This window comes from Ramlibacter sp. P4_H7, from assembly GCF_056400765.1.
On the sequence record NZ_JBFUKP010000001.1, the window covers coordinates 495,559 to 513,187 of the forward strand.

The following is a 17,629-nucleotide window of genomic DNA, read 5'->3' on the forward strand; positions in this document are numbered from 1 at the left end:
CGCGGTCAGCGGAGTGCGTTTGACCATGTAGGACGGTGGCGCACCGCCGGTCGGGTTGGAAGCCATTGCAAGGGGAGTTGCACAATAGGCGCATGCCATTCATGCCGCCCTTCATCGCCCCCACCCTCCACAACGATGCCGAAAGCGCCCTGGACCAGGTGCGTGCGATCTACGGGCAGCAGATCAACCACCTGCGCGAGGCGATGCAGCGGTTCGTCGCCGGGGAAAGCATGCCGTCCCGCGTGCGGGCGTGCTACCCCTACGTGCGGATCCACACCAGCAGCGTGGTGCCGCAGGCGGCCCTGGAAAATTCCGGCGTGTCCTATGGCTTCGTCGCCAGTGCCGGCCGCTACGAGACGACATTGACGCGCCCGGACCTGTACGGCCCGTACTACCTGCAGCAGTTCCGCCTGCTGCTGCAGAACCACGCCGTGCCGCTGGAAGTGGGCACCAGCAACGAGCCGATGCCGATCCACTTTTCCTTCGCGGAGCACGACCACATCGAAGGCAACCTTCCGCCCGCGCGGCGCATGATGATGCGCGACCTGTTCGACCTGCCGGACCTGGCCAACATGGACGACGGCATCGCCAACGGCTCGATGCGCTTCGACCACGCGCATCCGCACCCGCTGTCGCTGTTCACGGCCTCACGGGTCGACTACTCGCTGCACCGGCTGCGCCACTACACGGGCAGCACGCCGGACTGGTTCCAGAATTTCGTGCTGTTCACGAACTACCAGTTCTACATCGACGAATTCATCAAGCTCGGCCACGAGGAAATGAACCGCCCCGACAGCGAGTACGTCGCCTTCGTCGAGCCGGGCAACGTGGTGACCCGCCGCTTGGGCCTACCGGGCGAGCCCCACGACAGCCTGGGCGCGCCGCCGCCCCGCCTGCCGCAGATGCCGGGCTACCACCTGATCCGCCCGGGGCACGACGGCATCACCATGGTGAACATCGGCGTCGGGCCGGCCAATGCGAAGAACATCACCGACCACGTGGCGGTGCTGCGGCCGCATGCGTGGATGATGCTCGGTCACTGCGCGGGGCTGCGCAACAGCCAGCAGCTCGGGGACTACGTGCTGGCGCACGGCTACGTGCGCGAGGACCACGTGCTGGACGAGGAACTGCCGCTTTGGATCCCCATCCCGGCGCTGGCGGAGATCCAGGTCGCCCTCGAGCAGGCCGTCGCCGATGTCACCCAGTGCCAGGGCCCCGACCTCAAGCGCATCATGCGGACCGGCACGGTGGCGAGCACCGACAACCGCAACTGGGAACTCCTTCCGGGCAACGAGCCGCAGCGGCGCTTCTCGCAAAGCCGTGCCGTCGCGCTCGACATGGAAAGCGCCACCATCGCGGCCAACGGCTTCCGCTTCCGCGTTCCCTACGGCACGCTGCTGTGCGTCAGCGACAAGCCGCTGCACGGCGAGATCAAGCTGCCCGGGATGGCCAACCAGTTCTACCGGGAACGCGTCGACCAGCACCTGCGAATCGGCATGCGCGCGATCGAGATCCTGCGCTCGGAGGGGCCGCAGCGGCTGCACAGCCGCAAGCTGCGCGCGTTCGACGAGGTGGCTTTCCAGTAGCCGCGCGTCACAGCGCCGCTTCGCTCTCGATCAGCGTGCCCATCGCCTCGCCCAGGCGCACCGGCCGCGTCGGCGCCCAGTCGGGGGTGAAGGTCAGCACGTTCTGCGGGAACAGCATGACCACGGTGGAGCCGAGCAGGAAGCGCCCCATTTCCTCGCCCTTGCGCAGCACGACCTGCTGGTCGTCGTAGCGCCATTCCCTCGGCTCGCGCGTGCGCGGCGGATTCACCACCCCGTGCCACACCGTCGCCATGCTGCCGACGATGGTGGCGCCCACCAGCACCAGCACCATCGGGCCGTGCGCGCAGTCGAATACGCAGACCACGCGCTCGTTGCGTGCGAACAGGCTGGGCACGTGGCGGGCGGTGAGCGGGTTCACCGAGAACAGGTCGCCCGGGATGTAGATCATCCGGGTGAGACGTCCTTCGCAGGGCATGTGGATGCGGTGGTAGTCCTTGGGAGCGAGGTACAGGGTCGCGAAGTGACCGTGGTCGAAGCGGTGCGCGAGCGCCTGGTCGCCGCCCACGAGGGCGCGCGTCGAATAGCTGTGGCCCTTGGCCTGGAACAGCTGGTCGTGCTCGATCGGGCCGAACTGGCTGATGGCGGCGTCCACCGGGCAGACGAAGGGGGCGGCGGCGAGGGTCCGCGCGCCCTCGCGCAGCGGCCGCGTGAAGAAGTCGTTGAAGCTCGCGTAGCTCTCGATGCGCGGATCCGCCGCCTCCTGCATGTCCACCTTGTAGTGGGCGACGAACTTGCGGATCACCCAGTGCGTGAAGCCGCCCATGCGCGCGCCGGCGAGCCGGCCTGCCAGCACGGTCAGCAGTTTCTTGGGCAGGAGGTACTGCTGCGTGATGGGAAGGGGTGGGGGCAAGGGCCGTCCTGGTGGCAAAACGAAAATTCTACGGCCGCCGGCCGCGCGACAGCGCCAAAGCGCCGGCTGCGACACAATAGCCGGCTTCCATGACCCAGCCCCTCCTGGATGCCCATCGGCTGACCAAGCGCTACGGCGACACGACCGTGGTCGACGACCTGTCCTTCCGCATCGACGCGGGGGAGTGCCTGGGCGTCATCGGCCCCAACGGGGCCGGCAAGACCACCACCATCCGCATGTGCCTGGGTCTCACCGAACCGGACGCCGGCGAGATCCATGCCCTGGGCCTGCGGATGCCGCGCGACGCCCTGGCCATCAAGGCCCAGCTCGGCGTGGTCAGCCAGTTCGACTCGCTCGATCCCGATTTCAGCTGCGCGGAGAACCTGATGGTGTACGGCCGCTACTTCGGCATGCCCGGGCCGCGCATCAGCGAGCGCATTCCCCGCCTGCTGGAGTTCGCGGCCCTGACCCACAAGGCGGACGCCCGGCCGGGCGAGCTGTCGGGCGGCATGCGGCGGCGGCTGTCGCTGGCGCGCGCCCTCGTCAACGATCCGAGGCTGCTGATGCTGGACGAACCCACCACCGGCCTGGACCCGCAGGCGCGCCACCTGATGTGGGAGCGCCTGCAGGTGCTGCTGCAGCAGGGCAAGTCGATCCTGCTCACCACGCACTTCATGGACGAGGCCGAGCGGCTGTGCAACCGGCTGCTGGTGCTGGACCACGGCCGCAAGATCGCCGAGGGCCGGCCGCGCGACCTGATCGCCGAGCACCTGGAACCCGACGTGGTCGAGGCCTACGGCAACGGCGCGCTGCAGCTGGCCGAGTCGCCGCTGAAGGCGTACGCCGGGCGCACCGAGGTGAGCGGCGAGACGGTGTTCTTCTACACCGAGGACGCCCGGCCGCTGCTGGAAGCGCTCGGCCGCGAGCATCCCAAGCTGCGCACCCTGCACCGTCCCTCCAACCTGGAGGACCTGTTCCTGAAACTCACGGGCCGGCAGATCCGGGAGGGCGGCTGATGGTCAACCACCCTTCGCACTGGCGCGCGCCGCAGCTGTCCTTCCGCTGGTGGCCGGTGTTCCGCCGCAACCTGCTGGTCTGGCGCAAGCTCGCCATCCCCAGCCTCATCGGCAACATCGCCGAGCCGCTGATCTGGCTGGTGGCCTTCGGCTACGGCATGGGCGCGCTGGTCGGGCGCGTGCGCTTCGAAGGCGCCGAGGTGCCGTACATCCTGTTCCTGGCCAGCGGCTCCATCTGCATGAGCGCGATGAACGCGGCCACCTTCGAGGCGCTGTACTCCGCGTTCTCGCGCATGCACGTGCAAAAGACCTGGGACGGCATCATGAACGCGCCGGTCAGCCTGGACGACATCGTGATGGCGGAAATGCTGTGGGCGGGCTACAAGGCCATCTTCACGGTCACTGCCATCCTGTTCGTGATGCTGGCGCTGAGCATCTCGCACAGTCCCAAGCTGCTGGTGGCCTGGCTGGTGTTGCTGGGGGCCGGCATCACCTTCTCCTGCATCGCGCTGATTTTCAACGCGCTGGCGAAAGGCTACGATTTCTTCACCTACTACTTCACGCTGTTCCTGACCCCCATGATGTTCCTGTCGGGCGTGTTCTTCCCGCGCGAGCAGCTGCCGGAGCTCGTGCGCCTGGTGTCGGCGTGGCTGCCGCTCACGGCCGCGGTGGAACTGGTGCGGCCCATGTTCATGGACCGCTGGCCCGTGGATCCCGTGCGCCACCTGCTGGTGCTCGCGGCCTATGCCGTGGGCGCGTTCTGGATCGCGCTGGCGCTCACGCGCCGCCGGTTCGCCGCCTGAGCGCAGCCATGGCCGTCCCGCTGCCGCCCGACCTGGTCGCGATGATGGCGCGGGGCGTCTCGGTCATCGTCGCCTCCCGCGACGCCGGGCTGCGGCCCAACCTGATGCGCGCCGTGGGCAGCCGGGTGGAGGAGGATGGGCGCACGATCACCGTCTACCTGTCGCGGCGGCAATCGCGCCAGGTGATGCAGGACCTGGCTGCGACCGGCAGCATCGCCGTCGTGTTCAGCGAACCCTCCACGCACCGCACCGTGCAGCTGAAGGCAGCGCGCCTGGACATGCGCAACGCCGATCCGCAGGACATCCCCGTTCTGGAGCGCTATCGCGAGTCGATGGAGCGCGAAATCCAGCAGGTCGGCTTCGCCCCACCGCTCACCCGCGCGATGCTGGCGCACCGGCTGGAGGACGTGGTGGCCGTGCGCTTCACGCCGGAGCAGGCCTTCGACCAGACCCCCGGCCCGCGCGCCGGCACGCCGCTGGGGAGCACCAGGTGAGCGCCCCCACGCTGCAGGACATCCGCTGCTGCTTCGAAGGCATCATCCCCGCGGTGGTGGCGACCTGCAGCGCCGACGGCGTGCCCAACGTCGCCTACATCTCGCAGGTGTTCTATGCCGACGAGCGCCACGTCGCTCTGTCCTTCCAGTTCTTCAACAAGACGCGGCAGAACATCCTGGCCAACCCCTACGCCACGGCACTGCTGATCGACCCCGGCACGGCGCAGTTCTACCGCCTGCACATCCGCTACCTGCGCACCGAAACCGAGGGCCCCCTGTTCGAGGGCATGCGGGCGCAGCTCGCGGGCATCGCATCGCACACGGGCATGCAGGGCGTGTTCCGGCTGCTCGGCTCCGACGTGTACGAAGTCGAGAAGATCGAGGCACTGGAAGGCGATCCCCTGCCCGCGCCGCCGCGGCGCAACGGCCTCCTCGGCGCGGTGCGGCGTACCAGCGAGCGGCTCGCGCGCTGTGCCAGCCTGGACGAGGCGCTCACGGCGACGCTCGGCGGCCTGAACGATCACCTGGGCATCCGGCATGCCATGGTGCTGATGCTCGATCCGGCCGCGCAGCGCCTGTACACGGTGGCCAGCTGCGGCTATGCGACTTCCGGCGTGGGCTCCGAGATCGGCCTGGGCCAGGGGGTGATCGGCGTGGCGGCGCGCGAGCGCACGCCGGTGCGCATCGGCCACATGACCAATGCCGCGCTCTACACGCAGGCCATGCGCAGCAGCTTCGATGCCAACGTGCCCGACCACGAGCCGGTCACGGACATCCCCTATCCCGGCCTCGCGCAGCCGCACAGCCAGCTGGCCGTGCCCATCCAGAGCGGCGGCCGGACCCTGGGCGTGCTGTTCGTGGAGAGCACCGAGGAACTGCAATTCAGCTACGAGGACGAGGACGCCCTGGTCGCCATCGCCGGCCACCTGGGCTCGGCCATCGAGCTGATGCAGGCGGCCAACGAGGCGGGCGATGCCCACCCGGCGCCGAATGTGCCGGAACGCCCCGTCACGCCGGCCGCCGCGGCGCCGCTCGTGGTGCGGCACTTCTGCGCCAACGACAGCATCTTCCTGGGCGACAGCTACCTGATCAAGGGCGTGGCCGGTGCGATCCTCTGGAAGCTGCTGCGCGACCATCGCCAGCTGGGACGCACCGAGTTCAGCAACCGCGAACTGCGTCTCGATCCCGCGCTGCGGCTGCCCGACGTCAGCGACAACCTGGAGGCGCGCCTGCTCCTGCTGCAGCGCCGCCTGGTGGAGCAAGGCGACGGCCTGCGCATGGAGAAGACCGGCCGCGGCCGTTTCCGGCTGGTGCTCGAGCGGCCCGTGAACCTGGTGGAGGCCTAGGCTTTGGCCAGGCCGGGGGCCGGCTTCAGTTGCAGCGCGTGCGCCAGCTTGGTCCACTCGGGCATGGTGAGGTGCGCCCGGGCGAGTTCCAGGATGGCCGCAAAAGCGGGCGGGGGCGCCTTGGCGCGCATGTCCGCCAGCAGTTGGAACCGCTCCATGGGATTCATGAAGGGAACCAGCCAGCGCGCCACCGACATCATTTCGTCCGGCGGGATGGACGCGACCAGTGCGTCATGGATCGCGAGCAGTTCCGCATCCGTGTAGCGCGCCCACAGCACGGCGTTGTGGGCCGTTTCTTCCACGTGCATGTGCTGGAAGTTCTCGGCCACGAACAGCGCCAGCCCGCGGTACAGGCGTAACGCCGCGGCGTCGCGCTTCGGCGGGGCCGCACCCCGGACCTGTGCGACCAGCTCGGCCAGCTGCGCGATGGCCCGGGTGTGTTCCTCGTGCTCATGGGCGATGCGGTCGCTGGCACCGGCGGCGCGCGCCTCGATGGCGGGATGGAGGAAGGCATTCTCGTGGGCGAGATGCCCGCCGCACACGCCCAGCAGCTGCAGCACGCGGTTTTCCACCTGCGACACGTCCTGCTCGTCCATGGGATCCATGCGGCCGACGGCCAGCAGGGTGTCGGCCATGAAGGCGCGCAGTGCCTTGTGGATGCCGGAGTAGATGTCGAAGCGGGGCGCCTCGGCGGCCGCGACGTGCGCGAGTTCTTTCGGGGTGATCTGCATGGTCTTCTTTCCGTTGGGGACGGCATCGGCGCCGTGGGAAGAAGTCTAGGAATGCAGGCCCGAGGGCGTTCTGAAGAATCCCTTATCGGAATCTTGCAGGAACCTTAAGCAGCGACGGTCTCGGTCGCAGCGTGAACTGCTTCACGGCCGGCGCGCGCCGCCTGCTTGACCAGGTCGGCGGCCTTCTCTCCGATCATGATCACGGGAGCGTTGGTGTTGCCGCCGACGATGCTGGGCATCACCGAGGCGTCCACGACACGCAGCCTTTCGATGCCGTGCACCCGCAGCTGGGCATCAACGACGTCCATGGGGCCCTGGCCCATGCGGCAGGTTCCCACCGGGTGGTAGATGGTGTCCGCGTGGCCGCGCACGAAGGCTTCGATGGCGGCATCATCCCGGGCCTGCGCCGAGGACGCCAGTTCGCGTCCGCGGAAGCCCGCCAGGGCAGGCTGCTGCAGGATGTTGCGCATGACCTGGAAGCCGCGCACCAGGCGCTTTACATCGTCGGGCTCGGCCAGGAAGTTCGGGTCGATGCGCGGCGGTGCGAGCGGGTCGGCGCTGGCGAGCGTCAGCGCGCCGCGGCTCTTGGGACGCAGCAGGCACACATGGCAGGAATAGCCGTGGCCGAACACGGTCTTGCGTCCATGGTCCACCAGCTTGCCGATCACGAAATGCAGTTGCAGGTCGGGGAGCGATTCGTCCGGCGCGCTGCGGATGAAGCCTCCGGCCTCCGCGAAATTGGTCGTGAGCAGCCCGCTGCGCTGCCTGCGCCACTCGAAGATGCCCTTCACCACGTTGACGAGCCCGGGCAGCGAGAGGCCGAACAGGTCGGTCAGGTGCGGCGCGTCCACCACCTGCACCACGTCGACGTGGTCGTGCAGGTTCTGCCCGACGCCCGGCAGGTGGTGCGTCACTTCGATCCCGTGCTGGCGCAGGTGGTCGGCCGGGCCGACGCCCGACAGCATCAGCAACTGCGGCGACAGCAAGGCGCCGGCACTGAGCAGCACTTCGCTGCGCGCGCGCAGTTCCTGCTCGACCCCCTGCTGGCGATAAGCGACACCGACGGCCCGCCGGCCCTCCAGCAGGACGCGGGTGGCCTGCGCGCCGGTGAGCACGTGCAGGTTGGGACGGTTCAGGTGGGGTGTGAGGTAGGCCTTGGCCGCGCTGTGGCGCTCGCCGTTCTTGTGCGTGACCTGGTAGAGGCCGACACCCTCCTGTTGCGCCCCATTGAAGTCGTGGTTCTCCGGATAGCCCGCCTGCTTCGCCGCCTCCACGAACACGGAGCCGAAGCGATGCGGACTGCGCAGGTCCATCACGTTCAGCGGACCCGTTGCGCCATGGAAGGCGTCGGCGCCGCGCTCGTTGTGCTCCGATTTCCTGAAATAAGGCAGCACCTCGTCCCAGGACCAGCCGGCATTGCCTTCGGCGGCCCACCGGTCGTAATCGGCATGGTGGCCGCGGGCGTAGATCATCGCGTTGACCGAGCTCGATCCGCCCAGCACCTTGCCGCGGGGCTGGTAGCCGCGGCGGCCGTTGAGGCCAGCTTGCGGCACGGTTTCGAAGCCCCAGTTCGCGTGGCCATTCTTGGCCAGCACCGCGAGACCCGCGGGACAGTGGATCAGGACGCTGGTGTCCGGGGGGCCCGCCTCGAGCAATGCGACCTGCACCTGCGGGTCCTCGCTCAGGCGTGCCGCGAGCACGCAGCCCGCCGAGCCGCCGCCGACGATCACGTAGTCCACGGTGCGGGGAAAGGTAGCGGCCATCGAAGTCTCCTGAAGCTGCATGCAGTCTAGGCAAACCCTCGCCAATCCGGCCGGGTGGCTGCTCTAATGCGGCTCATGGAAAACGCCATGCCGCCCGCCGAGGGCACCATCACCATCGAACGTCGGGACGCCTTGCTGCTGATCGGCATCAACCGGCCCGCCAAGCGCAACGGCTTCACGCCGCGCATGTTCCGCGAGCTGGCCGAAGCCTACACCCTGCTCGACGACGATCCCGGCCTGCGCGTCGGCGTGCTGTTCGCGCATGGCGACCACTTCACCGCCGGACTGGACCTGCCGACCATTGCGCCCTCGATCCAGCGAGGCGAGAAACTGTGGCCGCAGGACGCGGTGGAACCGTTGAACCTGGGCACGCCCGGCTACCGCCGCCGCACCAAGCCCGTGGTGGCCGCGGTGCAGGGCATCACCTTCACCCTGGGGATCGAGCTGATGCTGGCCGCGGACATCGTGGTGGCGTCCGACGATTGCCGCTTTTCGCAGCTGGAGGTGCAGCGCGGGATCATGGCCACCGGGGGCGCGACGCTGCGCATGGCGGAGCGGGCCGGCCTGGGCAACGCCCTGTTGCACCTGCTGACCGGCGACGAATTCGACGCGGCGGAGGCGCTGCGCCTCAACTTCGTGCAGAAGGTGGTGCCCAAGGGACGGCAGCTGGAGGAGGCGCTGCGCATCGCCGAATCGGTTGCGGGACAGGCGCCGCTGGCCGTCGTGGCAACCCGGCTCAATGCGCTGAAGGCGGTGGAGCGCGGGCCGCTGGAGGCGATGGCGGAGTTCATTCCCGTGCAGCAGCGCCTGTCGCGCACGGAGGACGCGGCGGAGGGCCTCAAGTCCTTCGTCGAGAAGCGGCGGTCGCGCTTCAGCGGGCGCTAGCCCACCGCGCCGGTCACCGCGCCGTCCTTGCTGGACTGTCAGCAAACTATTTAGATTGCACGCAATTGAATTTGGCGATATACTTCTCGCCATGCCGAACCGCAGCCTCTCCCCCGACGCAGCCCTGCTGCTGGACAACCAGCTGTGCTTCGCCTTGTACTCCGCATCGCTCGCGATGACCAAGCTGTACAAGCCCCTGCTCGACGAGCTGGGACTGACCTATCCGCAGTACCTCGTGATGCTGGTGCTGTGGGAAGGCGACGGGCTGATGGTGTCCGAACTGGGCCAGCGCCTGTCGCTCGACTCCGGCACCCTCACCCCGCTGCTCAAGCGCCTGGAAGCCGCAGGACTGGTGAGCCGCCTGCGCGATGCCGCGGACGAGCGCCGCGTCCACATCCACCTGACCGCCGCCGGCCGCCGCCTGAAGACGCGGGCTGCCAAGGTCCCCGCCTGCGTTCTCGCCGCGAGCCAGTGCTCCATCCCCGAACTGCTGCAGCTGACCGGCCAGGTGCGCGCGCTGCGCGAACGCCTGGCGGCCTGACGATCCCCACCCCCTCCGCTTCCCCAGGAAGCCCTCATCAAAGGAAGAACCATGAGCACCCCTCTCGACAAGGTCCTGTACACCGCGAAGACCCACGCCGTCGGCGGCCGCGAAGGCACCGGCCGCTCCGACGACGGCCGCATCGAAGTGAAACTGTCCTCCCCCGGCGGCGCGGGCAACGGCACCAATCCCGAGCAGCTGTTCGGTGTCGGCTACTCCGCCTGCTTCCTGGGCGCGATGAAGGCCGTGGCGCCCAAGGTGGGCGTGAGCGTGCCGGCGGACACCGCCATCGACGCCGAAGTCGACCTCGGCCCGACGTCGCTGGGCTACGGCATCGCCGTGCGCCTGAAGATCACCCTTCCCGGCCTGGAACGCGCGAAAGCGGAGCAACTGGTCACCGAGGCTCACAAGGTCTGCCCCTATTCCAACGCCACGCGCGGCAACATCGACGTCCAGATCACAGTCGCCTGAGCGTCCGCGGCGCACAATGCCGCATGACTGCCGACGCCCGCCATCCGTACGAGACCCTCACGCCCGACGCGGTGCTGGACGCACTGGCGTCGGTGGGCCTCTACGGGGACGGGCGTCTTCTTGCGCTCAGCTCCTACGAGAACCGCGTGTACCAGGTGCACCTGGAGGAGCCGTATGAAGGCGCTTCCATCGTCGTGGCCAAGTTCTACCGGCCGGGCCGTTGGAGCGAGGCGCAGATCCTGGAGGAACACGCCTTCGCGGCCGAACTGCTGGCGGACGAGGTGCCCGCGGTCGCGCCGCTGGCGCCCGGCGGAAGCACGCTGAACCACCACGGGGGTTTCGCCTTCAGCGTCTCGCCGCGCCGCGGCGGCCGGATGCCGGAGCTGGACGACGGCGAGGTGCTGGAATGGATCGGCCGCTATCTCGCGCGGCTCCACATCGTCGGCGCGCGCTCGCCGTTCCAGGTGCGGCCCGCGCTCGATGTCCAGAGCTTCGGCGAAGAGCCGCGCGACTGGCTGCTCGCCCACGACGCGATCCCGCTGGACGTGCAGGGCGACTGGGCGCGGGGTTGTGACCTGGCGCTGGACCAGATCCGCGCCGCGTTCGACACCGCGCGGCAGGCGGGCGTGCGCCACCTGCGGCTGCACGGCGACTGCCATCCCGGCAACATCCTCTGGACGCCCGACGCGGGGCCGCACTTCGTCGACCTCGACGATGCGCGCACCGGTCCCGCCGTGCAGGACTTGTGGATGCTGTTCTCGGGGGAACGCGCCCAGCGGCAAAAGCAGCTGGGCGCACTGCTGGACGGCTACGAGCAGATGCGCGACTTCGACCGCGCGGAGCTTGCGCTGATCGAGCCGCTGCGCACGCTGCGCCTCATCCACTACAGCGCCTGGCTCGCGCGCCGCTGGGACGATCCCGCCTTCCCCCGCGCCTTCCCCTGGTTCGGCAGCTCCGACTACTGGCGGGGCCAGGTGCAGATGCTGGAGGAGCAGAGGGAGGCGATGGAGGAGCCTCCCGTCGTTGCCTAGCGCAGCGGGTTTTCGAGCACGCCGATGCCGGCGATCTCGATCCGCACGACGTCGCCCGGCTTCAGGTACTTCGGCGGGTTGAAGCCGATGCCCACGCCGGCCGGCGTGCCGGTGGCGATCAGGTCACCGGGGTACAGCGTGATGCCGGCGGAAATCGTCTCGATCAGCTTCGGGATGTCGAAGATGAAATCCTTGGTGTTGGCGTTCTGCCGCAGCTCACCGTTGATCCAGCACTTCACGTCGGTGTTCTGGCCGTCGCATTCGTCGGCCGTGACCAGCCACGGGCCCATCGGGCAGAAGGTGTCGAAGGACTTGCCCAGCAGCCATTGCGAGTGGCGGCCCTGCCAGTCGCGCGCCGTCATGTCGTTGATGATGGTGTAGCCCCACACGTGCTGCATGGCGTCGGCGGCCTTGATGCCCTTGCCGCCCTTGCCGACGACCACGGTGAGTTCCGCTTCGTAGTCGATCGCCGTGGAGACCTCGCCCGGGAACAGGATCGCGTCATTGGGACCGATCACGGACTCCGGCACCTTGGAAAAGATGATCGGGTCCTTCGGGATGTCGCCACCGGACTTGGCGCTGGAGTCGAAGCCGCTGCCGGCGAACTCCTTGGCATGCGCGTGGTAGTTCTTGCCCACGCAGAATACGTTGCGGCGCGGGCGCGGGATCGGCGCGCGCAATTGCACCTGGGCCAACGGAATCGGACTGCCCGTGGCGGGCAATGCGCGGCCGGCGGCCTGTGCCTCCACGATGGGGAGCGCGCCCAGCGCGGCCTGCTCGGCCGTCAGCTGGAAGGGTTCGACCATGCGGCCGTCGGCGGAAATGCGGCCGACGGCGGGCTGGCCCTGGTAACGGAATGCGGCGACTTTCATAGTGAAAACTCTCTATCGCGGCCACGATGCCGCTCTGTAGCATGCTAACAAAACGTCCCTCAGGAGTTCCCCCAATGTTGCGCCGGATTTTCGTGGCCGCGGGTCTTTTCACCGCGGCCGGCCTTGCTGCCGCGCAGGCCGCCTACCCCACCAAGCCCATCACGATGATCGTGCCGTTCCCGCCCGGCGGGCTGGCGGACATCGTCGGGCGGCCGGTCGCGGAGGCGATGGGGCGCGACCTCGGCCAGCCGGTGGTGATCGAAAACAAGGGCGGCGCCGGCGGCGGCATCGGCATGGCCCAGGTCGCCAAATCCGCCCCGGATGGCTACACCATCCTCATGGCCCTTTCCTCGTACAGCGTGCTGCCCGAGGCCGACCTGCTGCTCGGCCGCCAGCAGATGTACGCGTACAACGCGCTGCGCCCCATCGCCCGCATCACCGCCGACCCGACCGTGCTGGCCGTGCGGGCCGATGCCCCCTGGAAGACCGTGAAGGACTTCGTCGAGGATGCGCGCAAGCGCCCCGGCGCGATCAACTTCGGCTCCTCCGGCAACTACGGGACGATGCACGTGCCGATGGAAATCCTCAAGCAGGTCGCCAACGTGCGGATGACCCACATCCCGTACACGGGCGCCGGTCCGGCCGTGGTCGCGCTGCTGGGCGGCCAGGTCGATGCGGTGGCCTCCGGTCCCGCCACGGTGCTGCAGCAGGTCAAGGCCGGCAAGCTGCGCGTGCTGGCGCATTGGGGCACCACCAGGCTGGAGACGATGCCCGACGTGCCCTCTCTCAAGCAGTCCGGCTACAACGCCGAGTACGCCCAGTGGTCCGGCGTGTTCGTGCCGGCCGGCACGCCGGAGCCCGTGGTGCAGCGCCTGCGCGCCGCCGCGCGTGCTGCCGCCAACGATCCCAAGGTCAAGGACGTGATCATGAACGCGGGCAGTCCCGTTCTCTACCAGGACACGCCCGACTTCGAGAAGTACGTGCAGGGCGACGTGCAGCGCATGCACGACGTCGTCAAGAAGATCGGCAAGGTCGAATAAGGAGGCTTTCCATGAAGCGCCACACGTTCCTGCGCTGGCTCGCGGCCGGCGCCTGTGCCGCGGGGCTGTTGCAGGCCCTGCCTGCGGCCGCGCAGAACTGGCCCACGCGACCGGTGCGCATCGTCGTGCCTTTTGCCACGGGCGGCCCGGCGGACGTGTTCGCGCGCTTCCTCGCGCAGCGCCTTCCGGACCAGCTGGGGCAGGCCTTCGTGGTGGAGAACCGGCCGGGTGCCGGCGCGGTGATCGGCACGGACCTGGTCGCCAAGGCGCCGGCCGACGGCTATACGCTGCTGCTGATGTCGAACACGCACACCGTGAACGAGACGCTGGTGCCCAACAAGCCCTACGAGCTCGAGCGCGACTTCGTGGCCGTCGCGCCCATCAACTACTCGGACCTCGTGCTGGTGGCGCACCCCTCGGTGACCGCCAACAACATCCGCGACCTGGTGAAGCTGGCCAAGGAGAGGCCGGGCAAGCTGAACTACGCGTCTTCCGGAACCGGCACGCCGTACCACATGGCCGGCGAGCTGTTCAAGAGCATGTCGGACACCAAGATCGTCCACATCCCGTACAAGGGCAGCTCGGGCGCGCGCACCGACGTGCTGGGCGGCCAGGTCGACCTGATGTTCGACGCGGTCACCACCATGACCGAACAGGTGAAGTCGGGCAAGGTGAAGGCGATCGCCACCACCGGCAAGAAGCGCTCGGCCGTGCTGCCCGATGTGCCCACGGTGGACGAATCCGGCGTGCCCGGCTACGAAGCGACGATCTGGCTCGGGCTGCTGGCGCCCAAAGGCACGCCGGCCGCGATCGTCACGCGGCTGAACGAAGCGGTCAGCAAGATCGTCAGCCAGCCCGACGTGCAGCAGGCCTGGGCCAAGCAGGGTGCGGTGCCGCTGGTGATGAATGCGCCCGCGTTCGACAAGTACGTGCGCGACGACATCCAGAAGTGGGCGAAGGTCATCAAGAGCGCCAACATCAAGGCCGAGTGATGCCAAGGACTCTTCGCATCCTGAGCGGCGGCGCGGCGCAGGGCCTGGTGGGCCGGGTGCAGGCGGCCTTCGAACAACAGCATGGCTGCCGCATTGAAGGCAGCTTCGGCGCGGTCGGCGCGATGAAGGACAAATTGCTCGGCGGTGCGCCGTGCGACCTGCTGATCCTCACGCAGGCGCTGGTCGACGAGCTCGCCGGGCAGGGCCGTGCGGATGCCGCATCCGTGCAGCCGGTCGGCCTGGTGAAGACCGGCGTGGCACTCAAGGACAAGAGACGGGCCGTGACCATCGGCTCGGAAGCCGACCTGAAGGCGTTGCTGCAATCGGCGCCCGCGATCTACTTCCCCGATCCTGCCAAGGCCACGGCGGGCATCCACTTCTTCAAGGTGCTGCAGGCGCTGGGCCTGGCCGGGGACACGGGCAAGTTCAAGACCTACCCGAACGGCGCCACCGCCATGGCAGCGCTGGCACAGGCATCCGAGCCCGATGCCGTCGGCTGCACGCAGGTCACCGAGATCCTGATCACGCCGGGCGTCCGCCTCACGGGCCTGCTGCCGCCGCCGCATGAACTGCTCACGACCTACACGGCTGCCGTGACCACGGCGGCCGAGGAGCCCGAACTCGCGCGCGCGCTCATCGCGGCGCTCACCGATCCGGCAGCCGCGGAAATGCGCAGCCGCTGCGGCTTCGAATGATCCGTTGCGGCGCGTCCCTGCGCGCGCCACAGCGGACGCCCTTGCCGCACGCCGCGCCTGGGAAGTCGCCCGATCAGGCCAGCAGCGCGTTCACCCGCTTCACATAGGCCGCAGGGTCCTCCGGAAGCCCGCCCTCGGCCAGCAGCGCCTGGTCGAACAGGATGTGCGCCAGGTCATGGAAGTTGGGCGAGCCTTCCAGCTTCTGCACCAGCGGGTGCGAGGCATTCACCTCCAGCACCGGCTTGACCTCCGGCGCCTTCTGCCCCGCCTGCTTGAGCAGCCGGGCCAGTTGCAGGCTCATGCCGCCTTCGGTCACGACCAGGCAAGCCGGTGAATCGACCAGCCGCGTGGTGACGCGCACGTCTTCCGCCTTGTCCTTGAGGGCTTCCTTCAACCTGGCCAGCACCGGCTTGAAGGATTCGGCGGCGTCCTCCGCCGCCTTCTTCTCGGCCTCGTCCTGCAGCTTGCCCAAGTCCACCTGGCCCTTGGCGACAGACTGCAGCGGCATGCCGTCGAATTCGGGCAGGTGCGACAGCGCCCATTCGTCCACGCGGTCCGTCATGTACAGCACTTCGATGCCCTTCTTGCGGAAGATCTCCAGCTGCGGGCTGTGGGCGGCGGCGGCCTGCGTCTCGCCGGTGACGTAGTAGATCGCGTCCTGACCTTCCTTCATGCGGGCCTTGTAGTCGGCCAGGGACACGCTGCTGGTGTCGCTGGCCGTCGACGCGAAGCGCAGCAGCCTGGCGATCCGTTCACGGTTGCCGAAGTCCTCGCCCAGGCCTTCCTTGAGCACCGCGCCGAATTCGGAATAGAAGGTCGCGTATTTGCCTTTGTCCTCGGCACTCGCGGCCTCATCCTTCTCGGCTTTCGCCAGGTCTTCCAGCATCGCGAGCACGCGCCGCGTGTTGCCTTCGCGGATCGCCTTGACGTCGCGGCTTTCCTGCAGCAGTTCGCGGCTCACGTTCAGCGGCAGGTCAGCGGAGTCCACCACGCCCTTCATGAAGCGCAGGTAGGCCGGCATCAGCGCTTCGGCCTCGTCCATGATGAAGACACGCCGTACGTAGAGGCGGACACCCGCCGCCTTGTCGCGATTCCACAGGTCGAAGGGCGCGTGCGCGGGAACGTACAGCAGCTGCGTGTACTCCGTGCTGCCTTCCACCCGGTTGTGGCTCCAGGCCAGCGGGTCCTGGTGGTCGTGGCTGACGGACTTGTAGAACTCGCGGTACTGCTCGGGCGTGATGTCCTTCCTCGCCCGCGCCCACAGCGCCGTCGCCTGGTTCACCGTCTCCCACTCGTCGGCCAGCACGTGGTCCCCGGGCTTGCCGTCCTCGCCTTCCTTCCATTCCTCCTTGCGCATCAGGATGGGCAGCGCGATGTGGTCGGAGTACCTGCCGACGATCGATTTCAGCTTCCAGGACGACAGGTAGTCGAGCGCGTCGTCGCGCAGATGCAGGGTCACGCTGGTGCCGCGCTGCGCACGGGTGAGGGACTCCACCTCGAAATCGCCGGCGCCGGCGCTGGTCCAGCGGACGCCTTCTTCCGGCTTCAGGCCGGCGCGGCGGGACTCCACCGTGATGCGGTCGGCGACGATGAAGCCCGAGTAGAAGCCCACGCCGAACTGGCCGATGAGCTGCGCGTCCGCCTTCTGGTCGCCGGACAGCTTGCTCATGAATTCGCGCGTGCCGCTCTTGGCAATCGTGCCGAGGTTCTCGATGGCTTCCTGCTCGGACAGTCCGATGCCGTTGTCGGAAACGGTGAGCGTGCGGGCATCCTTGTCGAAGCTCACGCGAATTTCCAGCGTGGGTGCGTCTTCGTACAGCTCGGAATGGTGCAGCGCCTCGAAACGCAGCTTGTCGCAGGCATCCGAGGCATTGGAGATCAGCTCCCGCAGGAAGATCTCCTTGTTGGAGTAGAGCGAGTGGGTGACGAGGTGCAGCAGCTGCGCAACCTCGGCCTGGAAGGAGAGGGTCTGTTTCTGGCTCATGGCTTTGTGGGGGATCGCGCTCACGAGCTAGGGGCGGCCCGTGAACATTTCAAGGCGACCGATGCTACTGCACTGGCGCGTGAACTATTCGACGATGCCGCCGAGTATCGGCGCCGAGCGGCACCGGAGCCGTGCAACGCGTCGTTACAGTCTCACCCCATGAGGATCGAGCTGCCTACCGCGACCTGGGCCGACACCGCGAACCGGGTCGAAGACGACGCGCACACGTTGACGCTGGCGCCGACGCCCCTACCTGGCTGGGTGGAGGGCCCCCTGCTACCCCACTCCGGCCCCACCCTCCACGTCAAGGTTCCGGACACGGAGCCGGTGGTGCTGTCGATCACGCTCTGACCTCCACCGCCAATGAAGAAGGGCTGCATGGCAGCCCTTTTCTATTTGGTCGCAGCCTGGCTCGGAAGCTCGGTTGACCCGAAGACATCTTGCCCGGGAGGACCATCGACCGCCTGCGCGCGACGACCCGCGCACCGACGTTCGCCTGCGGCGCAGC

The 17,629-nt window shown here is 68.3% G+C and carries 18 protein-coding genes; 13 read left to right on the forward strand and 5 right to left on the reverse strand.

Going from position 1 to position 17,629, the window contains the following annotated elements:
• Positions 1-92: 92 nt before the first annotated feature.
• The gene (locus AC1DSA_RS02495) at positions 93-1,586 is read left to right on the forward strand and encodes an AMP nucleosidase (protein ID WP_477885699.1); all 1,494 of its coding nucleotides are present in this window, start codon (positions 93-95) and stop codon (positions 1,584-1,586) included.
• A 7-nt stretch (positions 1,587-1,593) separates the two neighbouring features.
• Here AC1DSA_RS02495 and asd read toward each other — a convergent pair whose 3' ends face one another.
• Positions 1,594-2,457, reverse strand: coding sequence for an archaetidylserine decarboxylase (gene asd, locus AC1DSA_RS02500; protein ID WP_477885701.1), 864 nt, complete (start codon positions 2,455-2,457; stop codon positions 1,594-1,596).
• An 89-nt stretch (positions 2,458-2,546) separates the two neighbouring features.
• Between asd and AC1DSA_RS02505 the strand changes: the two genes are divergently transcribed.
• From AC1DSA_RS02505 to AC1DSA_RS02520, 4 genes are read left to right on the forward strand one after another with little or no spacing between them, the layout of a single operon-like run.
• Positions 2,547-3,473, forward strand: a complete 927-nt coding sequence (locus AC1DSA_RS02505; RefSeq protein WP_477885703.1) for an ATP-binding cassette domain-containing protein — start codon at positions 2,547-2,549, stop codon at positions 3,471-3,473.
• Positions 3,473-4,276, forward strand: coding sequence for an ABC transporter permease (locus AC1DSA_RS02510; RefSeq protein WP_477885705.1), 804 nt, complete (start codon positions 3,473-3,475; stop codon positions 4,274-4,276). Before AC1DSA_RS02505 ends, AC1DSA_RS02510 begins: the two co-directional genes overlap by 1 nt.
• 8 nt (positions 4,277-4,284) lie before the next feature.
• Positions 4,285-4,770 carry a hypothetical protein gene (locus AC1DSA_RS02515; protein ID WP_477885707.1) on the forward strand — a complete coding sequence of 162 codons (486 nt, stop codon included), beginning with the start codon at positions 4,285-4,287 and terminating at the stop codon, positions 4,768-4,770.
• Entirely contained in the window at positions 4,767-6,116 is a 1,350-nt protein-coding gene (locus AC1DSA_RS02520) for a GAF domain-containing protein (RefSeq protein WP_477885709.1), read from the forward strand. Before AC1DSA_RS02515 ends, AC1DSA_RS02520 begins: the two co-directional genes overlap by 4 nt.
• Here the strand turns inward: AC1DSA_RS02520 and AC1DSA_RS02525 are convergent.
• Together AC1DSA_RS02525 and AC1DSA_RS02530 are read right to left on the reverse strand one after the other, a co-directional pair.
• Complete coding sequence (locus tag AC1DSA_RS02525) at positions 6,113-6,847, reverse strand: hemerythrin domain-containing protein (protein ID WP_477885711.1); 735 nt, start codon at positions 6,845-6,847, stop codon at positions 6,113-6,115. The genes AC1DSA_RS02520 and AC1DSA_RS02525 overlap by 4 nt on opposite strands.
• Positions 6,848-6,951: 104 nt before the next feature.
• Positions 6,952-8,610: a GMC family oxidoreductase gene (locus AC1DSA_RS02530; protein ID WP_477885713.1), complete on the reverse strand. Its 1,659-nt coding sequence runs from the start codon at positions 8,608-8,610 to the stop codon at positions 6,952-6,954.
• Positions 8,611-8,685: 75 nt separating this feature from the next.
• Between AC1DSA_RS02530 and AC1DSA_RS02535 the strand changes: the two genes are divergently transcribed.
• The 4 genes from AC1DSA_RS02535 (at position 8,686) to AC1DSA_RS02550 (ending at position 11,538) form a co-directional block, all read left to right on the forward strand.
• Positions 8,686-9,495 carry a crotonase/enoyl-CoA hydratase family protein gene (locus tag AC1DSA_RS02535; RefSeq protein ID WP_477885715.1) on the forward strand — a complete coding sequence of 270 codons (810 nt, stop codon included), beginning with the start codon at positions 8,686-8,688 and terminating at the stop codon, positions 9,493-9,495.
• Positions 9,496-9,586: 91 nt separating this feature from the next.
• On the forward strand, positions 9,587-10,036 hold the full coding sequence (locus AC1DSA_RS02540) for a MarR family winged helix-turn-helix transcriptional regulator (protein ID WP_477885717.1): 450 nt from the start codon (positions 9,587-9,589) through the stop codon (positions 10,034-10,036).
• A gap of 51 nt (positions 10,037-10,087) precedes the next feature.
• The gene (locus AC1DSA_RS02545) at positions 10,088-10,507 is read left to right on the forward strand and encodes an organic hydroperoxide resistance protein (protein WP_477885719.1); all 420 of its coding nucleotides are present in this window, start codon (positions 10,088-10,090) and stop codon (positions 10,505-10,507) included.
• A 23-nt stretch (positions 10,508-10,530) separates the two neighbouring features.
• Positions 10,531-11,538 carry a serine/threonine protein kinase gene (locus AC1DSA_RS02550; RefSeq protein WP_477885721.1) on the forward strand — a complete coding sequence of 336 codons (1,008 nt, stop codon included), beginning with the start codon at positions 10,531-10,533 and terminating at the stop codon, positions 11,536-11,538.
• Here the strand turns inward: AC1DSA_RS02550 and AC1DSA_RS02555 are convergent.
• Positions 11,535-12,410 (reverse strand): fumarylacetoacetate hydrolase family protein, encoded by an 876-nt coding sequence (locus tag AC1DSA_RS02555; RefSeq protein WP_477885723.1) that lies wholly within the window; start codon positions 12,408-12,410, stop codon positions 11,535-11,537. The two genes, AC1DSA_RS02550 and AC1DSA_RS02555, sit on opposite strands and share 4 nt — an antisense overlap.
• 74 nt (positions 12,411-12,484) lie before the next feature.
• Here AC1DSA_RS02555 and AC1DSA_RS02560 point away from each other — a divergent pair, with 74 nt between their 5' ends.
• Genes AC1DSA_RS02560 through AC1DSA_RS02570 form a run of 3 tightly spaced genes read left to right on the forward strand, consistent with a single transcriptional unit; the run spans position 12,485 to position 15,137 of the window.
• Positions 12,485-13,450, forward strand: coding sequence for a tripartite tricarboxylate transporter substrate binding protein (locus tag AC1DSA_RS02560; protein WP_477885725.1), 966 nt, complete (start codon positions 12,485-12,487; stop codon positions 13,448-13,450).
• An 11-nt stretch (positions 13,451-13,461) separates the two neighbouring features.
• On the forward strand, positions 13,462-14,442 hold the full coding sequence (locus AC1DSA_RS02565) for a tripartite tricarboxylate transporter substrate binding protein (RefSeq protein WP_477885727.1): 981 nt from the start codon (positions 13,462-13,464) through the stop codon (positions 14,440-14,442).
• Entirely contained in the window at positions 14,442-15,137 is a 696-nt protein-coding gene (locus AC1DSA_RS02570) for a molybdate ABC transporter substrate-binding protein (protein WP_477885729.1), read from the forward strand. Before AC1DSA_RS02565 ends, AC1DSA_RS02570 begins: the two co-directional genes overlap by 1 nt.
• A gap of 73 nt (positions 15,138-15,210) precedes the next feature.
• Here the strand turns inward: AC1DSA_RS02570 and htpG are convergent, their stop codons facing one another.
• Complete coding sequence (gene htpG, locus AC1DSA_RS02575; RefSeq protein ID WP_477885731.1) at positions 15,211-17,121, reverse strand: molecular chaperone HtpG; 1,911 nt, start codon at positions 17,119-17,121, stop codon at positions 15,211-15,213.
• 159 nt (positions 17,122-17,280) lie between these two features.
• On the opposite strand from htpG, the gene AC1DSA_RS02580 reads away from it, so the two are divergent.
• Positions 17,281-17,472 (forward strand): hypothetical protein, encoded by a 192-nt coding sequence (locus tag AC1DSA_RS02580; RefSeq protein WP_477885733.1) that lies wholly within the window; start codon positions 17,281-17,283, stop codon positions 17,470-17,472.
• Positions 17,473-17,629: the final 157 nt, after the last annotated feature.